The sequence below is a fragment of the Pedobacter africanus genome, assembly GCF_900176535.1.
Classification (GTDB): Bacteria; Bacteroidota; Bacteroidia; order Sphingobacteriales; family Sphingobacteriaceae; genus Pedobacter; species Pedobacter africanus.
Genome location: NZ_FWXT01000001.1, coordinates 97,274 through 123,196 on the forward strand (window position 1 = coordinate 97,274; position 25,923 = coordinate 123,196).

General features: G+C 46.1%; 13 protein-coding genes. All 13 read right to left on the reverse strand.

The window, feature by feature from the left end; genetic code table 11:
- Positions 1-225 precede the first annotated feature (225 nt).
- Complete coding sequence (locus B9A91_RS00355) at positions 226-2,025, reverse strand: alpha-L-fucosidase (RefSeq protein ID WP_084236322.1); 1,800 nt, start codon at positions 2,023-2,025, stop codon at positions 226-228.
- A 52-nt stretch (positions 2,026-2,077) separates the two neighbouring features.
- Positions 2,078-3,637 (reverse strand): hypothetical protein, encoded by a 1,560-nt coding sequence (locus B9A91_RS00360; RefSeq protein WP_084236323.1) that lies wholly within the window; start codon positions 3,635-3,637, stop codon positions 2,078-2,080.
- Between the two features lie 73 nt (positions 3,638-3,710).
- Positions 3,711-6,011 (reverse strand): glycosyl hydrolase family 95 catalytic domain-containing protein, encoded by a 2,301-nt coding sequence (locus B9A91_RS00365; protein WP_200815591.1) that lies wholly within the window; start codon positions 6,009-6,011, stop codon positions 3,711-3,713.
- 9 nt (positions 6,012-6,020) lie between these two features.
- Positions 6,021-8,564: a glycosyl hydrolase family 95 catalytic domain-containing protein gene (locus B9A91_RS00370; protein WP_144008812.1), complete on the reverse strand. Its 2,544-nt coding sequence runs from the start codon at positions 8,562-8,564 to the stop codon at positions 6,021-6,023.
- Positions 8,561-10,588, reverse strand: coding sequence for a DUF5696 domain-containing protein (locus B9A91_RS00375; RefSeq protein WP_084236329.1), 2,028 nt, complete (start codon positions 10,586-10,588; stop codon positions 8,561-8,563). Before B9A91_RS00375 ends, B9A91_RS00370 begins: the two co-directional genes overlap by 4 nt.
- 4 nt (positions 10,589-10,592) lie before the next feature.
- On the reverse strand, positions 10,593-12,152 hold the full coding sequence (locus tag B9A91_RS00380) for a RagB/SusD family nutrient uptake outer membrane protein (RefSeq protein WP_084236331.1): 1,560 nt from the start codon (positions 12,150-12,152) through the stop codon (positions 10,593-10,595).
- An 11-nt stretch (positions 12,153-12,163) separates the two neighbouring features.
- Positions 12,164-15,538, reverse strand: a complete 3,375-nt coding sequence (locus B9A91_RS00385; protein ID WP_235012318.1) for a TonB-dependent receptor — start codon at positions 15,536-15,538, stop codon at positions 12,164-12,166.
- Positions 15,539-15,740: 202 nt separating this feature from the next.
- Complete coding sequence (locus tag B9A91_RS00390; protein WP_235012319.1) at positions 15,741-16,880, reverse strand: FecR family protein; 1,140 nt, start codon at positions 16,878-16,880, stop codon at positions 15,741-15,743.
- Positions 16,881-16,954: 74 nt separating this feature from the next.
- Complete coding sequence (locus B9A91_RS00395; RefSeq protein ID WP_084236335.1) at positions 16,955-17,533, reverse strand: RNA polymerase sigma factor; 579 nt, start codon at positions 17,531-17,533, stop codon at positions 16,955-16,957.
- Between the two features lie 121 nt (positions 17,534-17,654).
- On the reverse strand, positions 17,655-19,535 hold the full coding sequence (locus B9A91_RS00400; RefSeq protein ID WP_084236337.1) for a glycoside hydrolase family 97 protein: 1,881 nt from the start codon (positions 19,533-19,535) through the stop codon (positions 17,655-17,657).
- A 12-nt stretch (positions 19,536-19,547) separates the two neighbouring features.
- On the reverse strand, positions 19,548-21,014 hold the full coding sequence (locus B9A91_RS00405; protein WP_084236339.1) for a RagB/SusD family nutrient uptake outer membrane protein: 1,467 nt from the start codon (positions 21,012-21,014) through the stop codon (positions 19,548-19,550).
- Between the two features lie 11 nt (positions 21,015-21,025).
- Positions 21,026-24,475 (reverse strand): TonB-dependent receptor, encoded by a 3,450-nt coding sequence (locus B9A91_RS00410; protein ID WP_235012320.1) that lies wholly within the window; start codon positions 24,473-24,475, stop codon positions 21,026-21,028.
- Between the two features lie 178 nt (positions 24,476-24,653).
- Positions 24,654-25,796 carry a FecR family protein gene (locus B9A91_RS00415; protein WP_084236342.1) on the reverse strand — a complete coding sequence of 381 codons (1,143 nt, stop codon included), beginning with the start codon at positions 25,794-25,796 and terminating at the stop codon, positions 24,654-24,656.
- Between the last annotated feature and the right edge of the window lie 127 nt (positions 25,797-25,923).

Below are 25,923 nucleotides of genomic sequence, written 5' to 3' on the forward strand. Positions count from 1 at the left end.
GTTTGGTTAATGTTTAGTTTACCAGATGTAAGGAGACATGCTTGCTCATAGTCGACTCATTTACTTTACAGGTAAAAAAGACATTGGCATGTCTGTTTCACATTACATTTGGTATAGCTAAATTAGACCGGAACGAAATAGAAAAGGGGTAAAAATCTTAAATGAATAGGGGGAAATTCTTAAATTTCCCCCTATTTGAGTTGTTTTCGCCTATGTTCACCAACCTCACCTTGCGGGTTCCACCACAATTGCCTTTAGGCGGAACAACTCTTTCCCATTTTGTAATGGTGTTATTTGAAGTGTATATTCACCTGCCTTACTGAACGTAGTTGTAGCAATTACATGTCTGATAAATGGCAAGGGGGCCTTCTTATCAAATTCGGAAGTACGCAGTGTCCGGAACAAAAACTCCTGATCATTGATTTTCAGACGTCCTTCCTGTCTGGCACTTTCCGGAGAACAGGAATATTCGAGTGCAACTTTATAATCTCCGGGTTCAGTAACCCTGATGTTGAAAACGGCCTCATCTGTGGTATCCTTCAGGTCTGTTACACAAACCGTGTGCTTCCAATCGCCATAGTAATGGCTGTAGGTTAAACTCTGAATTTTTGGATTTCCTTTTAGTTTCGCAAAAACAGCTTCTACATTGTTTTCTTTGAATTGGGAGGAAACGGTTACCGGAACATTCAGGTCATAGTCTGAAACCTTGCCCGAATATTCCATTACAAAAACGGTATTGGCGCTGCCGCTTTCAAACTCAGGCAGGGTAATCCAGACATCATTCCCTTCTGTTTTAAATTCAAGTGCTTCCTTACCGATCAGGCTGTACACCTTACTGACGGTACCATTAAAGCCAGGTACCAGCAAACGGCCATTCTCTGGTCTGTTTACGACATGTAAATATTGTTTACCTGGTTTGGAAGTACTCACCCCCCATGGCTGGGCCGGGACCAGGCCGTAGGTAGAACCGTAAATACTTTCTCCATTTTTATCGAGCCATTTCCCCGTTTCCCGTAAAAATTTAGCAGAGTATTCGGGTATCCTTCCTTCGCCATCGGGGCCCACGTTCAGCATCAGGTTCCCTCCTTTCGAAGCCACATTGGCCAGGAGGCGGATAATTTCCGCAGGGGTCTTAAAATTCATGTCATGTTTGATGTAACCCCATGAATCGTTATGGGTATAAATGGATTCCCAGGCACCTTTAATCGGGGTAGAAGGCACTTCAGAATCGCCAAAGTCTTTATAGTCACCCAGTCCCTGACCAACACGGCTACTGAACAAACTCTTTGGCTGCAATTTTCTCAGGTCATCAACAAAAGCCTGCGTTTGTTCCTTTGTCATGCCACCCGGGGTATCGAACCAGACAATTCCCAGGGGACCGTAATTGGTCATGAGTTCCTTCAGTTGCGGAACAGCCTTTTCTTTATAGTATTTCTCGTAATCCTTTTTACCTTCCTCAAAGTCCCAGGTATTCCTTCCGCCATTGGGCTCATACCAGTCCTGAAACTGGGAATAGTAAAAGCCGAATTGTATGCCACGTTTTGTGGTGGCGGCAGCCAGGGCTTTCATGGGATCCTTTTTATAAGGCGTTGCAGCAACAATGTTAAAATCACTTACTTTGGAGTTGTACATCGCAAACCCTTCGTGGTGTTTTGCGGTGATGACCATGTATTTTATCCCGGCATCGCTGGCCAGCTGAGCCCATTCATCGGCATTAAATTTAACTGGATTAAAGGTCTGAGCTACGGCCTTATATTCCGCAACGGGAATCCTGGCCTGGTTCATGATCCATTCGCCACTTCCATAATAGCGTTTTCCTTTCCATTCACCAGCCAGTTTGGCATAAAGACCCCAATGGATGAACAGGCCGAACTTGGCATCCTTAAACCATTGGATATTCGGATGTTCTTTGCCCGACGAACGGGTGTCCCACATCTCATCCATGGTCTGAGCTTTCAGGGAGTCCTTAAACAACAAAAACAATGCAAGTACCGGTAAAAATGATTTAAAATTGAGCTTCTTCATATTTAAAAATTGTGATTCGAATGTATTCCAGGCCCTATGCCTGCTTTATTTTTTAGTACCCAATGTTAATAAGGGCAGCAGGCCCCAGTCGCTCAGCAAGCTGGGCGAGGTATAAACTTCCCGGGGTAACGGGTGTCCCGTAGGCATCATATATTCCTTCGGCAACAAAAGGATCTTTGTTAAATGGCTGGGCTTTCTTTTGTTTTTCTCCCTGTCCGCCAATTACCCAGTTCGCGGCACCGGGCGGCTGCTGGTTAAGAAAGGATTTCGCTTTTGAATTCCAGGCCACGGCCCAGCCTATAGACCAGCCATGCCCGGAGCCCATAGCGCCGCGGTTCATGAAATCTATGCCGCCATCGGGCACTTCGCAATTGTCGATCAACAGTCCAGTGGCCCATCTCTGGTGCGGTTGTATCCAGCCATTTCCTTTAAAAACACAGTTCAGCAATACAACCGGACCGGTAACTTTTGCTCCTGTGCCAAAAAAGAACATATTATCGCCCGTTATCCGGCAACGGTTAAACAACAATTGCCGGCCGCTTCCATTGATATCAGCAGGCTTTGCCGCTCCTGTGGTTGCCAGCCTATGCGCGATGCTTAAATTATCAACAGTAATACGCCTGCCCGTTACACTTACACTGTTCACTGTATTGAACACTTCGATATTACGGGCCCAGCCGTCGGCAAGACCACTCATGGTAAAGGCTTTATGATGCGATTCGTTGATCGTACCTGTCTGATCGGGCGATACCATGCGCAGGTTTTCAATTCCTACCTGCGACAATTCACCTGTAGAAGAGATTTTCACTACTGTTGTTCCTTGTTTTCCCAGGTATTTTGGATCGTAGCTGTCTGTAAGCGGAATATTTACGGTAACCTTTTTATGATCTATTCTAGTAATGATCCTATCGGTTGTGATTTCCCCGGTAATCCAGGTTTGTTTTTTACCATCCCGCACCAGCGTATCCATACCCATCAGTTTAACCCAGGCAGTCGTTACCGGCCGGCTGATCCTGATCGTATCTCCTACCTTCAATTCGGCCGTATTGGTGAGATCAAATGAGTAAGTCCCTGAAGGCACATAAGCATCTGAAAAAGCAACAGGTTTGCCCGCTGCTTTCGAAACCACATTGCCCCGCACAACAATGCAGGGATGGGCCTTGCCTGTCATATTGATCAATGTGCCATTCTGATCTGACCCGCTGCCCCTTAACACCACTCCGCTTGCGTTAATCATAATGGGGGCTTCACAATTGTAAACACCTGCTTTCAACAGTACTGTGCCCCTAAAACCCCTTGTAAGTTTCATTTCAGAAACCTGATCTATGGCCTGCTGGATGTTTTTTGTATTGTCGCCCTCAATGGGAGCTATTGTTATCTTTATTTCAGGATTAGGTATTTTAACCCCGCCGCCCATATAACCTGCATGGGAAAAATCCATGATCCTATCGCCACCAGGTAGGGTTTTATAAGCTAATTTCCCACTGTTGTTGGGGTATACCCATTCGCTTTTCACTGAAATACCCACCTGCTGTGCAGTAGCCACTACAGGAAGAATGGCAATGCAAAAAATAAGACCTAATTTCATGCCTTTAAGAATAAATGATATCATTGGTTAAGGTATCCTCTTTATTTCGTGATTAATTCTGCCGGTTTAGCTATTTATTCAATCATATTAGCCCTACCTATGATCCGGGCACCACAATTAACTCCAGCTTTTCACCCACCTGGGTATCAAAAGAAAAGGTTTTACCGTTCAACACTTCAGCTTTCCGGCCATTTCTTATCAATTGAACCCTTTTTCCTGGCCATGGATTATCCATCATACATTTCCGGCCTGCTTCACTTGACATCCTCACATATAATATCTGCCCTTTTTCCAGTTTACTGCTAACCAGAAATGCACCATAAGCCCTTAACTGATCAAAGGCTGCATCTTTCGCCCTGTTCCAGTTGGGAAACACACGAATCACATGCTCATAACTCTGCATCAGCATTTCATTGATGGTAAGCGGAACAGCGGCCAGGGTTTCTATACCACCACCTTCAGCAGTGATCCATAAATTAGGTAGCGACTGGACATTGATCCTGTCTTTCAAGTATGTTAGGATTTCATCTGAGTCGTAACCTACCCGCACTGCTGCAGGAAAACAGGTCTCTATGCCATTGCCCAAAGTATTGGCCCATTGGCCGGTCCCTTTCATCTTTTCTTTCCAGGCGGCTACATCACCAAGCAATATCTGGTTAAAAACAGAATCCGTTTTCGGTCCGCATACGCCACCAGGCAAGATCAGGCCGTGGATAGAAACCCTGGCCAACCCATTAACACCGCTGTGCCATGGCGAGGGACTTTTCTCTACGCTTTTTAAACTCAACCTTCCATTTACCTCAGCCACCGTAAAATCGCTCATGTGTTTAACGATATGCTGCCATTTTTCCTGCCGGCCTGCATCCCTATTTAAAAAACTACTGACATCTATCATCCCTTTGAACAACATTTTAACCAGTCCGACAGATAGTGTAGAATTGAAATCTCCCAGCATATCGCGCCAAATGCCCTTGTTCCGGAGGTTAGGCATAACTTCACCATAATGATCCATGTAAATCACATAACGTCCGTTCTCAAATTTGAGGTAGTCTTCCCAAAAATCTGCACAAGCCAGCATGTAGGGATAAATCCGTTCTGCATAACGGGTATCATAAGTGCTGTAAAATCGCATCAGCATGTTGCCTACACTAAATACCGCATTGATTTTCTGGCCCAGAAATTTATAGCCCCCATCGATGGTATGCTCACGTGTGGCATAACGTTTTTCCATTTCATCCGGTGTAAGCGGCCACCTGGTGGTAACCAGGCCTTTTGGGCCTATTCCTACCGGATAATAAATACCTTTCATCCCCAGCAGGTCTTTGGCATGCTGCCTGCCTTTGTCCATGTAATCGAGCAGGGGCTGGTCAAAATTATCGGTCTGATCAATATAGTTGGATGAATAGGCCGCCCAGTAAGGTGCCTGGTAATTGTAATTCAAATGATAATCGCCTCCCCAGGCGGAAGAATCCCGTGTAACAAATGGCCCCCAGATGCCAGGAGCAAATTTACCTCCCCTGGAGGTAGCGCCAAACAGATATTGTGAGGCATAGTAATACTTTTCCATAAAAGGATCTCCAATGCGTACGTTTGACCGGCTCCAGAAATCCTTCCACCAGGCTTCATGTTTTTCCTTTAGTTTTGCCAGTGCAGGTTCATTAAGTTGCTGTGCTTCTTTAATGCTTCTTTCCTTCCAGTTTTTATCGTCCTGATCTGTATACATGGTGATGACCAGTTTTATTCTTTGATCTGGTTTCAGCTGGATACTGCCATCAGCCGCTGCTTTTGCACCCAGTATCTTCATCGCCATCGCCACCCGGCAGGGCCATTCCAGCAAAGGGCCTTGTTCAAAAGCCCTGGTTACCCAGCTTATTCTGGCTGTAGTACCTGCGGTGTTGACGGCGGTATTGCCCTGTGTTGCGTTTAATTGTGGTTTTAATGTACAGGCTTCCGTCGCAGTAAACTCCACAACAATAGTGTTGCTGGTGGCAGAAACCCAGGCTTTCATGTCAACTCCCAGTCCCTTCTTTGTAAAGCGTCCGGTAATTAATGCTTTATCCTGTATTTGTTCTGCATAATAATCAGCGCCACGAAGGGCGCTGATCTTCACTTCTAACCATCCTGGCAATGCAATCCCGCCACCGGGGTAAACGGGGTAAGCGCGCCAGAAATCATTTTTTCCCAGGTAAAAGCATAACTTATCGGGACTGCCTCCAAGTGTAAGGCCGATATCTCCGTTGCCCGCTAAGGGGCCATCAGGTGTTTTAGCTGTAGGTACTTTTTTAGGCGCTGCTGTAAATACAGCCTTGTAACGACCGGCATAAATCTCCTGTGCGCTGGTCCTGAAATTTCCATATAACAACAGGGTTGAGATGATCACTATTCTGAACTTTATCATATTCATCCTTTAAATCTGAAGTTTTGCTTGTTCTGGGGTCCTGCCTTCAGGCAAGAGGATCAGTCTGTCGCCTTTTTGGGTTTGTATCACCAACAAATCTTCATTATATACAGTCTGCCTGCCATTTTTATAGACAGTTATTTTACTGTTCGGCCAGGGATTTCTGATGCGGCATTCGGAACCCAACTGGGAGTGAAGTTCTACAAAGCTGATCTCGCCGTTAAGTATAGCTGATGTAATGAGGAAGTTGCCCCTGCCCAACAAGCTGAAAGCCGCATCCCATTCTTTTGGCCAAGCCGGGAACAGGCGGATCACCGGGTCACCTGCCGGGCTTTCCGGGGCAGTTTGCAGCAACCCCGGATGCAATGCATCGGCAGCCCTTCCCAAACGCTGGATATTCGTAGTGTAAAAACCTTCGCTCAGGTCCATCCGGTTGGCTAGCACTTCATCGCCTGCTTTTCTCCTGATCTGGCTGGGCACGAGGTATCTTATAGCATCGGATCTGCCAAGAACAGCTCCGGCAGCGGGAATTTTGGACAACACATAGGGTTGATAGGCTTTGATGCCCCCTTCCCTGAAATAACCATCGTAAGTTTGCTGTGCTATTTTTAGCATTTCGGGATCTCCTCCCGGGTTGCACAAATCAAAAAACCAAACGGGCATGGTATTGCCGTCAGGCCTGCGCTGTCCGTTCCCTTTCAACAGCGGCGGTAAAGATCCTACCCAATATTCGGGTTGTGCAGCTGTTTCAGGGTAAGCTTTACTGCTGGACAATGGTGAAAGATCGCTGATAAAACTTTCCCAATGCTTCCTGAGTTCCTGATCTGTTCCGAGCAATTCAGCGGCCTTGATTGCGGCCGGAAAAATACCCTTCATTGAGGCTATCTCTTCTACGGTATTGTGTCCGCCCCAGATGGATTCATTGTCATTCACATGATAAATGTGGTATCTGCCGTTTTCCTTCCTCAGGTTTGGAAAATTCCGGTAGAACTCCGCAATTCCCTTCAGCATGGGATAGGCACGTTGCCTCAGCCAATCCATATCACCTGTATATTCATACCTTTGCCAGTACTGGTAGGCAATTTTTGCCCCCCTTGAAAAGATATGGTTTACCGGGCTGTAGGGACCGGATCCCCTGTCGGCCAAGGGCCATTTCCCTGCTACCCAGCTGGTATCTTTCTTCCAGTTCCAGCGGCTCAGAAAGGGTTGTTTGGTTTCGGCATAGTCTATAAATCTTTGTGAACGCTGCTGCCAGTTCTTTTTTTTCAGGTAAAGCTCCCGCATCTCGGCAGCAATATCATCCGGAAGGACAGGCTCTCCGTCAAAACCGACTGTTTCAGGGATGTAAATCCCTTTGCTGCCCCATTGTTGTTCAGCACTTTTACCAAACGAAGGATATGCATTTGAATACATGTTGAACATGGGATCCATCAGTTCCAGGTGATTGGTGGGAAACAGGGCATTGTATAAACAACTTTGGTTGGCACCCCAGAAATTAGCCCCCCATTTGCGCTGATCTCCACCTGTGGTCCATAACATCCCGTTAAACTTGGTTGGATAAGCACCCCTGGAACTGGAGCCCATTACATAGAGGTAATAAGTGTAATTCTTTTCTACAAAATCCGCTTCCGCGTCTTTACTGTGCAGGCTCACAAAGGATCTGGACCAGAAATCTGCCCACCATTGTTTATTCGATGCATACAGGCCCTCAAATCCAAGTTTTCGGGCCTGCTCAAGTTTAACAATAGCTGTTTTAACCAAGTCTTCGGCAGGATCGAAACCAGCTGCACTTGACATATAAACTGTAAAGTCTTTTTGCCCCTTTGTGCTGACCTGCAGCCTGGCCGTTGATTCGTTACTCAGTTCTGCATTGCATCCCGTTCCGCTGATGCCCATCACCACAGCAGAACCGCAGTAATAATCGTCTTCCTTAAATTCCTGCGTCAGGACGATGTAATCCCCATGGACAGCTATCCTGGAAACCGCAGTATGATTACCGCGACGGGTAACAGGTAACCGCAACATCCGCAGCGCAGCAGAAAAAGCAGCGCCAGAAGGTCTTTTATCACTAACCCGCAATGCGATAACATCGGTTTTGTTCCAGGCCAAAGCTTTAACCGAAACATCCTTTCCCCTTAATGTAGACAAGCCCTCGTAACAGGACAGCTGTTGTTTAAAATCAGGTTTATTGAACAAAGGCATCCCAAAATCCAAATCTGCATAGGCCGTCCCGCCACAATAATCAGTATTGCGCTGAAAAAAGTTATTGCTGGCTGAATTGGAAGCAAAAACATCTACGCGGTTGAGCTGCATGTGGAGCTGACTGGGACCTGTCCATAACAGGGTCCCCATGGTTCCATTACCTATTGGCATTCCGGCCTCACTCCGGCTTACCGGCTCGGAGTAATCCAGATCTGCCCTTGAAACCAGCTTTTTATAATCTACCCTGATCATGGAGGAAGGATTGGAGGATATGGCCGGAGGAGCCTGCGCATATACCGTAGCGGCACTCAGGGCCAGGCCCATTGTTATTGCTATAAATTTGCTCTTCATTTTATTTTCAGTTCAGGTGAAATGGCTACTGTATTTTTATCCCAGTCTACCGTGACCGTCGTACCGTCTGAAAAAGTACTGCGTTCCTGTCTGTAATTTTTATCCAGAAACTCGTGTTTTGTCATTTCCAGCAAAGCCACACGCTTGCTCAGTTCGCTCATACGATTGATCAGTTTCACGGTTGAAGCGTCAATCCCTTTATTGAAAGAAACCTGAGGTGTGCCGCCATACAACAATCCATGCAGATCGTCGGGATGATAGGGTGTCAGGATCGCATCATGATAAACCAATTCCCATAATGGCAGACTAATGCCATTTTTAGATTTAAGGGGCGATGAAAAATCGACATAAGGTATGGTCCAGTCGCAGGCGGTCTCTGTGCCTACAAAGCCCAGGTTATTCCTGGACCAGTTGTAGCATTTGATCCGATCGTTTAATCCGTCTGTACGTGTTGAAGGATGCTCCGGATTGAAATCTTCATCCGGTGGTACATACCCGAATACATCCAGGTAATTTCCCTGAGGGCGGATGTCCCGTTTAAACAGCCACTGATAATTTTTGTTGAGGTGGCCCAGCATAAAACGTCCGCTCAGGTAAGCCATTTTTCCGCCATCCCAGTAATCCATGAAAGGAATACGGCCTTCCTTGCTGTCGCCAAACCTTGTTCCCGGAAACATATTGGCCCTGCCACCTGCTTCTTCAGCATGAATGGCAAACTTCGTATTGTAGGATGGAGCATCTAGGTAATAATCGCGGTACTGGTCGTGCAAACTAAACAGGTAGCCGAGTTCCTTGCAGGTTTCGGCCAGTCTTTTCATACCTTCCCATCCCCCGGCTGTTGGTGCGGGTGGAATCGCATCGGGATGTTGCCTGTCGTAGCCCAGATTTGGCCAGCCGGTAAGTACCACACACAATTTATCAATTCCCATAGCCTTATAACGGCGAAACTCTTCAGCGCGCTGGTCAAAACTAACCAGTTTGTATCTCGTGTCAGCATCTCTTTTCCAGCGGGCGCTTTCGGGTTTGTAATTGGTCAGTATCCCCGACCGGATGATCGGTGTACCGATCAGTTCTGCAACAACCGGCTTTCTGGCAATCTTATCTTTAAGTGAAACAAAAAGACCGGTATTGACCGCATAACTACGGTAGCGTTTGGCCATATCTACATAATTGCCTTCATTGAAGAAACACATTCTGGCTGTTCTCGGATAGCCTAATTTGCCCAGTTGCGGGCGCCAGCGCGGACCGATCACTGTAGGTCCGCCAGCCGGATGGTTAAACTGGTATGCGGCGTCATCCGGTGTCTCTACGATGACCATCATGGCAGATTTTCCTTTCTGAAAACCCCACCACGACATGCACCAGTCTTCGATGACATTACTTTGCAGCTCGCTCCGGTCGCTTTTTGAGATGGAACCATCTGCATCCGAGGTCCGGATGGGATGGTAGGGTTTAGGCCAGTTGCGGGGTAGCAATACACCTCTTACATTACTCAGCAGGGTATGGTCAATTTCTCTTGCATCCAGGGCAGTAGGCCAGTTCAGCTCCCTTACGGTTACGGCATGCTCTTCGGCCGCCACATCAAAAACCAGGTCTTCCTGATCCCCTTCCAGGCATACCGTCAGATAAAGCGTCAGGTCGAGTCCCGGCCAGTCTTTAAAGATCAGCTGTATACCTGTTTTATAACCCGCATCATAGGGGATGATCTTTTTGTCGCGGGCATCTGCCAGCCTTACCTTCTGCATGTTGCCACCGGCTTTCACCGTCATGTCATCCCCACCGGAAGGCACCATAGTCCAGCTGGCAGGCCCAGCTTTCACCATAAGTGCAAGGTCATTTGCATTTAAGCTCACCTCCTGGCGTTTTCCTTTGATCAGCCATTGTCCATTGCTCACAGACACTTTCGTTTCCATGCCCCCCCAATCGGCACTCGACAGTTTTGGGTTTTCTTTTACCTGTGCACGTAAAAAGACGGGACAAATCGCTATAGCGATGATCAGTATATTTCTCTTAAACCATCTCATAGTCTTAACGATAAGCTGCATTTTGAAAATCAGGACCCATTTTATCCACTTCCGATTGTGGTATCGGCCACAGGTAATGTTTGTCTTCAAATACACGGGTTACATTCCCCGGGTCTTTGAAACCATTCATTACCGTCTTAGCGATATTCCATCTTTTGATGTCGTAATAACGCAGTCCCTCGAAAGCCAGTTCCACCCTTCTTTCATTGCGCACCAGCTCGCGGGTCAGCACGGTTTTTGCCGGCATAGTGATCCCCGGTCTTGCCCTCACATCGTTCAGTGCCTTCAGCGCAATTGCATCTGTAGTGGTTCCTCCGCCCATCTCGGTTACAGCTTCCGCATACATCAGCAATACATCTGCATAACGCAGTTTTACCATGGCCTGCTCGCTCCCGGTAGCCCCGGCATTACCATCGTTCACATTAATGTTGATGTATTTACGCAGTCCCAGGTTATTTACAGAGGGCGATTCAGCTTTTCCTTTATCTACATTATTGAAGCCAATGGTCGTATTGTAGGCCCATTGCGCCCCTGGTGTAAAAATGGTCAGCTTTAGCCTTGGGTCCCTGTTCTGGTAAAAATCGTTGCGCATCCTGTCGTTGATGTTATAGGAGGAAGGCACTATTGGAGCCACCGGTTTTGTACCATCGCGCATTTCATAGGCATCGGCCAGGCTATGTAGCGGCACCATCGAGAAACGCGATCCATACAGGAGGTCGAGGTTATGCGTTGCATTCGGACTAAGCGCTTTGATCGAAAAAATAATCTCCGGATTGTTGTTCTGCGCGCCGAAAAATATCCCCTCATAACTACTGGCAATGCTGAATTTCTTTTCGTCTATGACCAGCTTTGCAGCAGCAGCGGCTTCAGGCCACATTTCATTGTACAGACAGATCCTGGCCTTCAGCGCAAGTGCCGAACCACGAACCGCGTGCCCATTGCCGTAGGCCGTATTTGGCAAACCTGCGGCTGCCGCGTCCAGGTCTTTAATTATTTTTGCAACAACCTCAGCTTTTGGCGATTTCTTTACTTTAAATACCTCCGGACCAAAGCCCAGTTCTTCGGTAACCAAAGGAACATCTCCGTACAACATGGTTAACTCATTGTAGAAAAAGGCCCTTAAAAAATAAGCTTCACCCGTCATGCGTGCTTTCTCTGATGGCTCAAGTCCAGGCACCTTATCCAGGTTGCCCAAAAACCAGTTACAGCGGGCTATGCCCCGGTAAGCGTCGGTCCACATTCTAGACTGGATGCCTCCTGTTGCAGACGTGAGGATCCCTCTGGATATATCGGTATAGCTATCGAGCGTGGAATTGCTGTAAGCATTGTCGGTCAGACTTTCAAACTGCATGGAAGAAAAAGAACTGACATCAATGGAGAAGGCAGGTGTGCGCAGGGTACTGTAACAGCCTGCAAGCGCAAGGTCTGCATCCTTTTTTGAGGTCCAGAAAGCTTCATTGGTCAGTTTATCTGTCGGCTGCCTGTCCAGCAGTTCGTCGGTACATCCTGCAAATGCCATTGCTGATAACAACAGCAGCATATATTTTATATTTTTTACTTTCATCGTCTTAAAAATTAAAAGGTGGTTTTAATTCCGAAGGTATATACATTGGCCTGCGGGTAAATTGCAAAACGACCGCTGGTATTGTTCAGGATCACACGTTCCGGATCCCCTACAAAATCAGTAAGGGTGAACAGGTTATCGCCAGAAAAATATAGCCTCAGGTTCTGCATGCCTATCTTTTTAATAAAATCTGTTTTGAAGGTATAGCCTACGACCAGGTTCTTAAGTCTCAGGTAAGACGCATCCTGCAGCCAGAAAGACGATGCTGTAGTAATGGGTGCGTAGTTGTCAACATACATCCCTGGCAGTTTATTGCCTGGATTTTCCGGTGTCCAGCGATCGCGCCAGAAGGTTGGCGGTGGCGACCATTGCCTGAAAGCTCCATAGCCCCATTCATTGGTAAATACCTTTCGGCCTGCTACGCCCATAAAGAAGGCAGAGAGGTCAAAACCTTTATACTCCAGCCCAACATTGAAGCCATAGTTAAAATCAGGGTGCTGCCCGTCGATCACTACCCTGTCAAAAGGATCTATCCTGCCATCAGGCACACCGTTTGGACCGCTACGGTCTGCAAAGATCAGGTCACCTGGTTTCGGATTGTTCTGGTGCTTTGGTGCAGCGTCAATTTGTGCCTGATTCTGGAAAACCCCAATGGATTCCAGCATATACCAGGAATTCCATGGCAACCCTTCCCTCCTGATCTTGTTGCTCTGGATCTCTTCAGGACCAAATTTGGTAACTATATTTTTGTAGGTATAGAAATTGGCACCAATTTCATAGCCTATATTACCAATTTTGTTTTTATGCGATAATGTAAATTCAAAACCGGTATTTTTCATGGCCCCTGAATTTATGGTAGGCGCACCCATGCCCACAAAATCGGGCAGCTGTGCCACACGCAGGATGTCCTTGGTGTTTTTATGGAAATAGTCGAGTGTGCCGCTAAGTTTACCTTTAAACATCTCGAAGTCAAGTCCTATCCCCGCAGCGGTTGTGGTTTCCCAGGTGATGTTGGGATCCGAAAGATTCTGCGATACAACGCCTGTTGTGAGGCCGTCGAAAATATAGGTTCCATAGTCGAGCAGGTTCTGATAAGGGTAATTGGCAATGTTCTGGTTACCCAGCTGCCCCCAGGAGCCGCGAAGTTTGAGGTTATTTATCCATTCCACGTCTTTAAGAAAGCTTTCCTGTGATATCCTCCATCCGGCAGACACTGCCGGGAAGAGCCCCCAGCGTTTACCTTTGCGGAACCTGGACGAACCATCGTACCGGAAGGTAGCCTCAAACAGATAACGTTGATCGTAAGCATAATTCACCCTGCCAAAAAGCGATTGCAAGGCCCATTGGTAGGCATAACCATTGGCGGTTTGTGCATCGCTGCCCCCCGCATTCAGGTCTCGCAGGTTCTCTGAAGGGAAATCCCTGCGGAAACCTGCCTGCTGTTCATAATCAAAACTTTCCTGATTGTATCCCCCAACAGCGCTAAAATGATGTTTTTCATTAAAGGTCCGGTCGTAGGTCAGGGTTGCATATGCTGTGTAATTGATAGATTCCTGTTTGGTTTTACGTAGGGTAATAAAGTTGCCCAGGTAGTTCTGCTGAGGCTTATATACACCCTGTGCATCAGGCTGAAACAGAAATGTAGGCAAAGGAATGCGTTGTGCAGTCTGCAGATCGGTATTGTACCTCGCTGCCCCTCTTATCTCGCCGGTAAGCCCCTTGGCAAGGTTAAAGTTCAGGTAGCTGATCCCCGTGATGCCATACTCCCTGTTCAGGTCTTTGCTGGTCTTCATTACAGCATAGGCATTCTGGTTGGTTGTCTCAAAATCGTAGGCCTTGCTCACCACCCTTCCACTGCCATCGGGCAGGTAGGGAGACCAAAGCGGATGCTGGGCATAGATGCTCAATACCAGGTTCTCTGCATTGTCTACCGGATCCCTCCTGTCGCCCTGCATAAAACTGATATTGGTACCGAAAGTGACCACTTTGCTCATTTGTGTCTTGAAATTCAGGGAGGCATTGTACTTTTTATACCCGGTTTCGATCAGGATACCTTTCTGGTCCAGATACCCCAGGCCAAAGTTATAAGTGGTTTTACCCTCGCCCCCGTTAACACTGAGAAAATGCTGCTGCATAGGTGCATTTTTAAACATCAGTTTAGCCCAGTCGGTATTGGGAAACTGTGCAGAGCCATTTCCATTGCGGTAAGCATCAATCTGCGCCTGACTGTACAGCTTGGCCACATTTTGCCCGGTACGGTTGATACCTTCATTGCTCAGCTCCATAAATTCAACCGAATTCCAGATCAGATCGGGTACCCCTGCAGGCTGCTGTATGCCATAGTTGTAGCCATATTCAATATTCATTCTCCCCTGCGCGCCCATTTTGGTGGTTACCAGGATTACCCCGTTTGCTCCCTGCACCCCATAAATTGCTGCAGTGGCTGCATCTTTTAAAACGGAAATGTTTTCTATCATGTTGGGGTTGATATTGCTCAGTGAACCCGGCACACCATCGATCAGCACCAGCGGATTATTTCCGTTAGCCCCAAAGGTACCTACACCGTGAATCTGTATAGAAGGGTTCTCCTGGCCTGGCTGTGCAGAATTCTGTATGATCTGCAGTCCCGGAACTTTGCCCTGCAGCAATAAGTTCGCATTTGGTGCGGGTCTTTTGATCAGTTCGGCAGAAGCTACGGTGGATACCGAGCCCGTCAGGTTTACCTTTTTCTGCGTGCCATAGCCTACTACGACAATTTCCGACAGGCTGGAGTTTTCCTCTGCCAGTTGAACATTTATGGTGGTCTTTCCGTTTAAAGAGATTTCCTGTGTAGAAAAGCCAACGAAGCTGAATACCAGTACGCCTTTGGCATCAGGTATGGTTAATACGTAGTTTCCATTCTGATCGCTCACGGTACCTGTTGATGTCCCCTTGAGCTTCACACTGACACCAGGCAGGGGACCGCCTTTTTCATCTGTAATCCGGCCGCGAATGTCTATTTTAACTACTGTATTGATGTTATTTTCCCTGAGCTTCTCTTTGATCACAACGGTCTTTTCACTCAGCATATAGGTAAAAGGCTGCCCGGCAAAACAACGGTCAAGCACCTGCTCCATTGTTTCGTTCTTTACATAAAGATCTATCCGTTTGGCTGTTCTGAGATCCGCTTCATCATAAAAGAAGTCATAGCCACTTTGTTTCCTGATTTCCTTAAATATCTCTTCCAGCGTAGCATTTTTTTGTGAAAGGCTAAGGCGCTGGGCCATTCCGGCCTGTGCAAACTGGAGAAAGGCGCTGAGTAATAAAATGCTGGTAAATTTAACGCGCATAAGTATTTTTTGTCGTAAGCCGGGTGGCTTAGCTACAGATTGTTTGTAAAAGTTCATACATTTGGTTAGTTGGGTTAAACGAAAAATTAACAGTTTGAGGGTAATCCCAGCCATTTTTACCGGAGGTGGTTCCAAGCACTTCCGGTTTTTTTGACCTGCAGCGTGCCACAGGCCCTGGCATTTGTAACCTTAATTAAGTTGCTTGTTGTCTCATTTTTTTCATACTTGTTTGCTATTTGGTTATTATTATTTGTTGTTTTTATGGCCTGCTCACAATGACCTTCTTTCCTTCTATGCTAAATTTCACCTTGCCGGTAGATTCCATTACCTTGAGTACCGAGCTGATGCTTTTAGATCGGGACACATATCCCCCAAACTTCAGGTGATCCAGATTTTCGCTATAAACCACTTCTACGTCATACCAACGGGCAATTTTGTTCATGATGCTCTTCAGATCTTCTTTTTTAAATACAAAATCCCCATTCTTCCAGGCCATGACGGCTTCGATATCCGCATCTCTTACCGCAATTGCGCTTCCGGCAACCGTACTTTGCTCACCCGGTTTCAGTAGCCTGGAGATCTTTTCAGCCCCTTCTGCAACATTTACACGAACAGAACCCTCCAGCAGCGTTGTTTGAATATTTTTCTCATTAGCATAGCTACTGATGTTAAAATGCGTTCCCAGCACCTCCACTTCCTGTCCGCCTGTTTCCACCATAAATTTCACTTTACGTTTGGCCACTTCAAAATATCCCTCACCTTTTAGCTGTACCACACGCTTTTCGTTCTCAAATCTTGTCGGATAACGCAGGGACGAAGACGAATTCAGCCAGACCTTTGTACCATCCGGTAAATTCACCTGGTATTGTCCTCCCTTGGGCGTTTCTATGGTATTAAAGGCTGATGCTCCTTTATGATCTCTTTTTTTCTGATCGGCTACGGCATATACGAGCTGCCCGTCCGCTGCTTTATGGATACTCAATCCTTCCTGCTGTGCAATTTCACCGCTGGCAGCATCCGTCAGGGAAATTTTCCGCCCATCGGCCAGGGTAAGAAAAGCTTTGTTGCCACCGGGCACAATGGCAGTAAGATTCGCCTGCCCGCTGACAGCAGGTTTTATGGTCTCCGATTGCCTGTAATATAGTGCAGTTATACTTCCGACCAGTAACAATGCTGCTGCAGCAGCAAATTTTAACCTCCGGCTATATTTTCGGGCTTTATTCGCACTGAGTTCCGTCCATATTGCTTCTTTATTGCTCAGAGCAGATGTTTTATCCAATTGCGCTGCTTCTTCTGCACTAAGTTTGAGGTACCAGCTTTCCACCATCGCTTTTTCCGCTTCATTGCATAAACCTGCATTATACCTGCTCAACAGCTTTTCGGGATCGTTTGTCATCATTTAATTTACCATTCTGGTTTTTCAACATGTATGACAGGAAGCAGATACCACTGGGGGTACGTGGAATGAAAAAATCAGGAAATAAATGTGGTAATTAAACCAATGATGAAGCCAAATTTGGGTTTTAATATCTTGAGCGCTCTTTTTACCTGGGTTTTTACGGTAAGCTCGGAGAGTTGCAGCTGTGTTGCGATTTCTTTGTGAGACAGGTGCTCAGTGCGGCTCAGTTTGAAAATCTCACCCATCTTTACAGGAAGAGCTTCGATTTCCTTTTCAATCATATGTTTCAATTCTTTTTCCCGCACAAGTACATCGGGCAGGCAGGGATCTTCGTCAATGAATTCCTTAAGCGAATCCAGGTAGCGTACTTTCACTTTCTTGTGTTCAATGAGATTCAGTACCATATTCCTGGTTGCAGCGTAGAGGTAAGCAGAAAGACTCCCGTTCAGTAACAGGGTATCCTTTTTTCGCCATAACATCTCAAAGAGTTCCTGAACAATATCTTTAGCCTCATCCTCATCGCGAAGGATTTTCAGGGCATGGAGATAGAGTACGCCATAAAAACGTTCAAAAATCTGCTTATAGGCTTCGTGATCCCCTGTTCTGAGCAGCACAAATAATTCTTCATCCGTATGTAAGTGCTGTACCGACATAAAATGATTAAATTATCTTGGTATTACATTTGGTTAGCTTCTAACCAAATGTAATACATTAGAAATTGCTCAGTTTGGCATTACATTCAGTGATTTTGGCATAAATCACAAAGCAGATTATTTACAGGCCAAATCTGGCTATGTATCCACCACCTTCTCCGAGCTCAAGCTCGATACTGTCGGCTTTACCATAGGTTTTGTTTTCCAGTGTTAATGCACCTGTATTCCCTTGTGTGTCTTTCACCTCCAAGGTTTGATACGCATCACGAACAAGAAAAGACAAAGGAATATTCAGTTTTTTAGGTTTTGAACCGTTTATTACGGCCAGGAACCAGGTATCGCCCTTCCGACGGGCATAAACTGCAGCCTCTCCTATTGCCGATCCCGGTAAAACGATGGTTTCATCCCAAATGGATGGAATGCTTTTGATCATTTCCACCGCAGGGTTGTTCAGCAGGTTTTGCGGACTGGCAGCATACGTCAGCAAAGGGGCACTGAAAATTGCAGCTGTAGCAATCTGGTGTGCCCATGTGGTATTCTTACGTCGCTCACCAAAATGTACCGGCGTATATTCGGCATGTCCGGCAATAAAACGGGTAAAAGGAAGGGTTACGTTATGCCCGGCCCTATCGGCCAGTTTACTGGCTTCCATCCCCTTAACTGCTTCACGGGTGAGTTCATTTGGCCAGGTACGTTCTGTACCGGTAGGTTTATTTGCCCCGTGAAAGTCTAACATCAGCTGCAAAGCCGCTGTTTCTTTAAGGATGTCCTGGTACAGGTCTACTACATCCTTACCTTCGTGGTCAAAGAAATCCAGTTTCAGACCGGCAATGCCCATGTCATGGCACTTCTTAAAGAAGGCCTGTCTTTTGCCCGCATCCCATAAATCTTTTGAATGTTCCCAGAGCCAGATCCCCACTCCTTTTTCTTTTGAATAATTCACCAGGTCCTGCAGTTCATTGTCGCTCCAGCGCCTCCAAAACCCTTCCAGGATATTGTGCTTAAACCCTAGTTCTGCAGCCATTCTTGAAAACTCCTTCATATTGGCCACGCTACTTTCGCCGCCATCGTCCAGGTATTTCCATACTGCAGGCCCTGGTTTTATCCATGCTGTTTTGATTCCTTCAGGAAACAGTTGTTTATCGGGTGGCGGACAAAGGTTATGCACCATATCATTGTTGACCAGGCTATTCAGGTTCTCTGCAATCATAATTACCCGCCATGGTGTATGAATGGTTCCGGTAATTGCCGCGGGTTTTGAACGTTTCAAGGTGTCTTCCGGACTATAGCGCAGTTTATAAGGATATGAGGTAGGCTGGTTTTGCGGCAAGCGCAGCACCATTCCCCGTCTTCCATTGCTTTGCAAAGCCATACCACCATAATTTTTAAGATCTGCCTCGGTTATAGCCACATATAGCTTGCTGCCAGGCAGCTGAAACGTAACTGAAGGTGCTGCCCATTGCCCGGCTTTTACCGTATCCAATAACCTCTTTTCATAAACACCCTCATAATGCATGTATAAGTCGTGATACCAGGCGGCAGTGCCTTTTGGCAAGGTAAATACCGTAGCCTCGTCTGCAATTCTCTTCTGTTGTTCTTTACCTGGAACGATTAGCCTGAAAGCAGCGCCATCATTAAAAACACGCACGTCTAAAAAATAATTCAGGCTTCCTTTTGAAACAGGGATTTTTGCACCTTTATAATGGTTACGGGCAGTTGAATGTGCGCCATACCATGGATATTGTTCGTTGAGCTCATAAACTTCGGCCTTGCCCAAAGTTACCCCCTCTGTAATGGTGGCTAAATCCAAAGCCATGCTGATAGCAGAAGGTTCAATTACCTTGATATTATTGCCGGAAATGAAATAGCTTAGTTTGTTCTTTTGTACAGAAAGGTTAAACGATATTTTCTGATTGGGGCTTTTTACCACAATATTGGTCTGTGAAGAAGCTTTTGCTGCCACCAACAGCAGCAGCAAAAGCAGGTAATTAATCCTAACCATAACCAAATATATTTACAAAAAGTCAGGATTCTGTGTCCAAACGTTCCTCATGATATCCATCTGCCCGAGAGGTATCGGGAACAGGTAAGATTTGAATTTACGTTTTGCCCCCGCGTTATTGTAAGGTATTTGAGGGATAACCTGGGCTGCAATCTTCCAGCGGATCAGGTCGTTATAGCGCAAACCTTCGAAAGCGAGCTCCACGCGGCGCTCATTTCTGATGATCTCGCGAGTGAGTGCCAGTTTAGGCGGCATATTTACACCAGGCCTTGCCCTTACATCGTTCAAGGCTTTCAACGCGCGGCTGTCTGCGCCTTGCCCGCTTTCAAACATGGCTTCAGCATACATCAGCAAAAAGTCTGCATAGCGGATCTTTATCATGTGCTGATCGCTCAACGTTGCCCCAGAAGCATTATTTATGGAAAGGTTTACCCATTTTTTAATGGCCATCCCGGTATAAGGGATCTGCCCCTCAGCTGTACTTCCCAATTGTTTAAAACCCGCGGGATTATAAGCCCATGGATCGCCCGCTTCGAAAATGGTCATTTTCCTGCGCGGATCGTTGGGTTCATAGGCGTTTCTCATTTCTACTGTTGGAAATATAGACATACGTCCGCCGATTACCTGATCCAGCGAATGATAATCATCTGGGGCACGGAACTGTACCGAGAACATGATTTCCTTATTGTTGGCCTGGCCGCCAAAGAAAATACCTGCATAATCTGGTGCCAGCTGGAAAGGATTGGCAGGATCGCCAATCAGGCTCCATGCTGTGGTAGCCGCCTCGCCAAAACGCTCATTGTTTAACAGCACTCTTGTTTTTAAAGCAATAGCCGCACCTTTAACTGCACGCCCGTCTGTATAGGCAATTTGCGGCAGATTGGCAATGGCATAGTCAATGTCCTTGAGGATCTGGGTAACAACATCAGCTTTCGGCGAACGTGGGGTATTTAAAAAATCTCCCCCTGGTACTGCAGGTTGTAAAATCAGGGGCAGATCGCCATAAAGCTGCGTCAGTTCGTTATAATAATAAGCCCTCAGGAACATCGCTTCGGCCTTCATCTTTTTATTGGTTGACTCAAGCAGATTTGGCACACGGTCTACATTGGCCAGAAAATAATTGCATGCTGCAATCCCCTGAAAGCCAAAAGTAAAGGTCTTGCTTATAATACCAGTTGTGGCAGAGTTGTGATCGCCCCGCATCACCACATCAAAGGACTCATAACCCGATGTATTCGAGGCATTGTCCGACAGTGCTTCCCAATACAGGCCATTTCCACTCTGGTTTTTGCCATTGGAAAAAATAGGTTCTTTGAGTTTGGCATAGCAAGCTACCAGGGCTTTATTGGCCTCTCCCTCTGTACGCCAGTAGTTCTCTTCTTTAGGGTTGGAAAGCGGATCCTTGTCCAGTTCTTTTTTGCAGGATATGGCCAGCGCAGCCAATATCAACAGCATTCCGGTTTTTATTTTTAGTTTCATGTTATTCCTGTTTAAAGCGTAACCTTAAGTCCGAATGAATAAATTTTTGCCTGCGGGTAAATGGCTGCCCTTCCGTTTGCCGAAGCCCTTTCCGGGTCACTTCCTTCAAAGAAATTGGTGAAGGTAAGCAGATTATCACCCGACACATATAACCTTAGGGCCTGAATTTTTGCCTTGTTCAGCAATTTGGCTGGCAGGTTATAACCCAGCTGCAGGTTCTTTAACCTCAGGTAAGAAGCATCCTGTAACCACCAGTCAGAAACCTGTGTATTCGGCGCATAGAGCTCATTAAAAATATGTGGAATGGTATTGGAAGTCCCTTCGCCGTCCCAGGCATTTCTCCAGAAAGTAGGTGGCGGCCCCGCTTGTCTGAAAGGCGCAATTCCCCATTCCCTTACATAAATTTTACGTCCCTGTACCCCCTGGAAAAAGAAGCTGAGGTCAAAGTTTTTGTAATCGGCATTTACTGTTAAACCGTAATTAAATTTGGGAAAAGCCCCGCCCACCACTACACGGTCATCCGTTGTTATTTTACCATCTGGCACACCATTCGGCCCGCTTACGTCCCTATACTTCATATCGCCCGGTTTTGGTTTTACCAATGGAGTCGGTCCATTGTCAATCTCTGCCTGATTCTGATAAATCCCATCAAACAGGTACATATAAAAAGAGTTGTAAGGCAAGCCTTCCTGCCTGATGTAACCATTGGAATTGTCTATTTCACGTGCGCCAAACTTTACCAGTTTATTTTTATAGGTTTCAAAATTACCCTGTACCTTATAACGGAAATCATTTATTTTACCCTGATAGCCCAGCAGGAACTCAAAACCAGTGTTTTTCATTTCTCCGTTGTTTACCGTTGGCCCGGCAAGACCAATAAAATCAGGCACCTGTAGTTCTCTTAAAATATCTGTAGTCCGTTTGTTGTACCATTCTACCGAACCAGACAAACTTGAGTTGAACAAACTGAAATCCAGACCTAAATTGGTAACCGTTGTGGTTTCCCATTGTACATTGCGGTTGATTAGGTCGGTTTGGGTAACCCCCTGCTGTAAACTACCCCCTATAAAATAGAGATAAGGGTTTAAAACCGATTGATATGGATAAGGCATCGCTTCCCCTAAAAGCGTACGGTTTACGTTCTGGTTACCTACCTGTCCCCAGGATGCCCTTGCTTTTAGGCTATTGATCCAGTTTACATCTTTAAGAAAATCTTCCTGGTTGATCCTCCATCCTGCTGATGCCGAAGGGAAAAAGCCCCATTTATTTCCTGTTGGGAAACGTGAAGAACCATCATAGCGGAAATTTAGTTCTAAAAGGTATTTTTCTTTATAATCGTAGTTTAACCTTCCAAACAGGGATTGCAAGGCCCACTCATAGCTAAAGCCTTCAACGGTTTGTCCGCCTGGTTCAAAAATACTTGGGTCCAGCAGGTCATCTGATGGTGCATTTCTTTTAAAACCCTGCAAGCGGTCGTACCTGAAGGTTTCCTGACTAACGCCAAGCAATGCATTCAGGTTATGGTTTTCTGCAATTTTTTTGTTGTAGTTCAGGGTTCCGAAAATCGTGTACTGTACGTCCTTGTCATCGCGGACCGTCAGGTTGTTTTCACCAACCGTTCCATTCCACTGCGTGTTGTACAAGTAGCTGCCATTGGTTTCTGGCAGGAACATGTATCCTGGAACACCAACGATATGCACCTTGGTTTCTCTTTCATTGTATTTTACGGCACCTTTGATCTCGCCTTTTAAGCCTGGAAGGATGTCCACGTTCAAATAAGCAGAAGCCAAAGCATAGTGGTTATTCAGGTACCTCCCACCGTTTTCGGCCATGGCTACCGGGTTTTTATTACCGCCTTCAAATATATAGGCTTTGGCGGCATATCTTCCGCTACCGTCGGGTAACTTAGGGGTAAATGTAGGGTGAGCGGCAAGGGCGCTCAGGATCTGATCTTCGGTGGAATTCCCATCAAAATTTCCGTTTAGTGCCGTTTCATTACGTTTTCCTTTTGAGAAGGAAATATTGGTTCCGAAAGTTACCCTTTTGTTCAGCTCCGTTTTGAAGTTAAATTGTGCATCGTAACGTTTGTAACCAGTGGCAATCAGCATACCATCCTGATCCAGATAGCCCGCACCAAAATTATAGGTTGTACCTTCTTTACCTCCGTTTACACTCAGATAGTGCTGCTGCATAGGCGCTTTACGGAAAATCGCATCCATCCAATCAAAACTAGGGTACTGAGCAGGATTGGTAATCGCACCCTGACGATAAGCTTCAATTTGTGCAGGCGTATAACGCTGATTGGTACTTGTTCCGGTATGATCAATTGCCTTGTTCAGCAATTCCATAAACTCTACAGAATTGGTAATCCTGTCGTACATGGAAGTGGCACGCTGGCTACCAAAATTATAGTTGTAGTCGACATTTAACCTGCCGGCCTTACCTGCTTTTGTGGTCACCAAAATTACACCATTTGCTGCCCTGGATCCATAAATGGCTGCAGAAGCGGCATCTTTCAGCACTGATACATTTTCAATTTGATTGGGGTTCACATTATTTAAATCCCCTTCAACTCCATCAATTAAAATGAGTGGGTTATTGCTGGCCTTACTGAACGTGCCCATACCACGAATCTGGATACTTGCGGCCTCCGCTCCCGGCTGTCCGGAATTCTGGGTTACCTGTACACCAGGCATACGGCCCTGTAGCAAAGATGTTGTATTGGGTGCCTGGCGGGTGGTAAGCTCATTACCAGAAACAGAAGCAACAGCTCCTGTCAGGTTCACTTTTTTCTGGGTACCATAGCCCACCACTACCACTTCCGTAAGCGCTTTATCTTCTTCCTTCATGACTACATTGAAGCTGGTCCTGTTGTTTACCTGGACTTCCTGTGGGGCGAAACCAATAAAAGTAAAAACAAGCGTTCCTGAACCGTCGGGCAGTGTCAATGCAAAATTACCATTGCTATCGCTCATGGTTCCGGTATTGCTGCCTTTCAACTTGATGCTTACACCCGGCAGCGGCCCACCCTTATCGTCAGTTACCTTGCCCTTAATGTCTATTTTCTGCTGTACAACAGCAGCGTCGTTTACGGCCGACTGGCGCTCCCTTGGTTTTACAATTACCGCCTTGTCTTTAATCACAAAGGTAAAAGGCTGGTCTTCAAAGCAGCGTTTCAGCACTTCTTCCAACGTCTCATTTTGTACAGAGAGATCTATTCTTTTGGCATTCTTCAATGCATTCAGGTCATAAAAGAAATCGTATCCGCTCTGCTTGCGGATTTCCTTAAATAACTGTTCCAGTCGCGCACCTTTTTGCGACAAAGTGATGCGTTGTGCCCTGCTTGCCTGGGCAAATTGCAAAAATACGGTGACCAGTAATATGGTGGCTATTTTCATCACCAGTAGAAATTTGTGTACAAAGCCCCTTGGCTTACATACAGATTGTGTGTAAAAGTTCATACATTTGGTTAGTTGGGGTTTAAACGAAAATTAACTGTTGGAGGGCAATCCCAGCCATTTTTTTACCGGGGGTGGTTGCTACACTTCCGGTTTTTTTATGGCATCATCACCTCAATTTAGGGACTATCCGATATCGTATCTCTTTTTCTCATGCTGTTTAAATTTTTGGTTTTGCTGTTTATTTTGTTGTATCTGTTACGGTAATACGCTTGCCTTCTATATGGAAATGCACGCTGCCGGTTTCTTCCATAATTCCCAATACGGATGAAATATTTTTTGAGCGCGATATGGATCCTCCGAATTTAAGGTGGTCGAATACGCCTTTATAGATTACTTCTACATCGTACCAGCGGGCTACCTTTCTCATGATGCTTTTCAGGTCTTCCCCATCGAAAATAAAGTCACCTTGCTTCCAGGCGAGCACTGCTTCAAGATCTGCTTTCTTCACCTTTATGCCCTTGTTGTCCAATTCGCTTTGTTCTCCTGGCTTTAAAGTTATCTTTTCAGCTTCCGCAGCCGGGATTACACGAACTGAACCTTCAGCAAGGGTAGTTTTAACACTGCCTTCATCGGCATAACTGTTGATATTAAAATGGGTACCCAGTACATGTACTTCCTGACCGGCGGTTTTAACGATGAAAGGCATTTCCCGGTTTTTTGCTACTTCGAAATAGCCTTCTCCGGTTAGGGTTACCATCCGCTTATCTCCCACGAACTTTGCAGGGTAGCGCAATGAAGAGGCTGCATTTAGCCAAACCCGGGTACCGTCGGGAAGATTAATCTGGTATTTGCCCCCTTTAGGGGTTTCAATAGTATTCAATAAATTGGTGCTGGTTTCAGTATCTTCTTTTACTGTATAAACCAACTGTCCGTCTGCAGTTTTAGTAATACTTAATCCGGCTTCTTTGGCTATTTCGCCATTGGCAGCATCGGTAAGGGAAATTTTCCGGCCATTGGCCAGGGTCAGAAAAGCTTTATCCCCGCCCGGCACGACATCATCTTTTGCGCTGCCATTTGCCATAGGTACATCTTTCTGGCGATTGCCGGTTAAATACACAACTGACACCACTAAAAACACTACAGCTGCCCAGGCAGCAGCTTTAAAAAGATATACCTTTCCGGAGGCAGTTTTTTCTAAAGGCCTGGTAGTCTTTTCAGCCAGTGAGGTCCAGACCTGATCTTTGCTTTTCGTGATGACCTCATGCGCAGGTGCCTGCTGCCGCTCCAGTTCCAGGTACCAGCTTTCCACAATTGCTTTTTCTTCTTCAGAGCAATTACCGGATTTATATTTTTCCAATAATTTATGCGGGTCCTTTTGCATGCCGTTTACCTGTTTTTTGGTTTTATAACAGTATGACAGGAAACTCCGGGGGTATAGGGTACTCTGTTTTTAAAAAAAATAAAAAAAAATACCAACCCCGGCCGGTCTTGCCTTTCAGGGTTGGTAT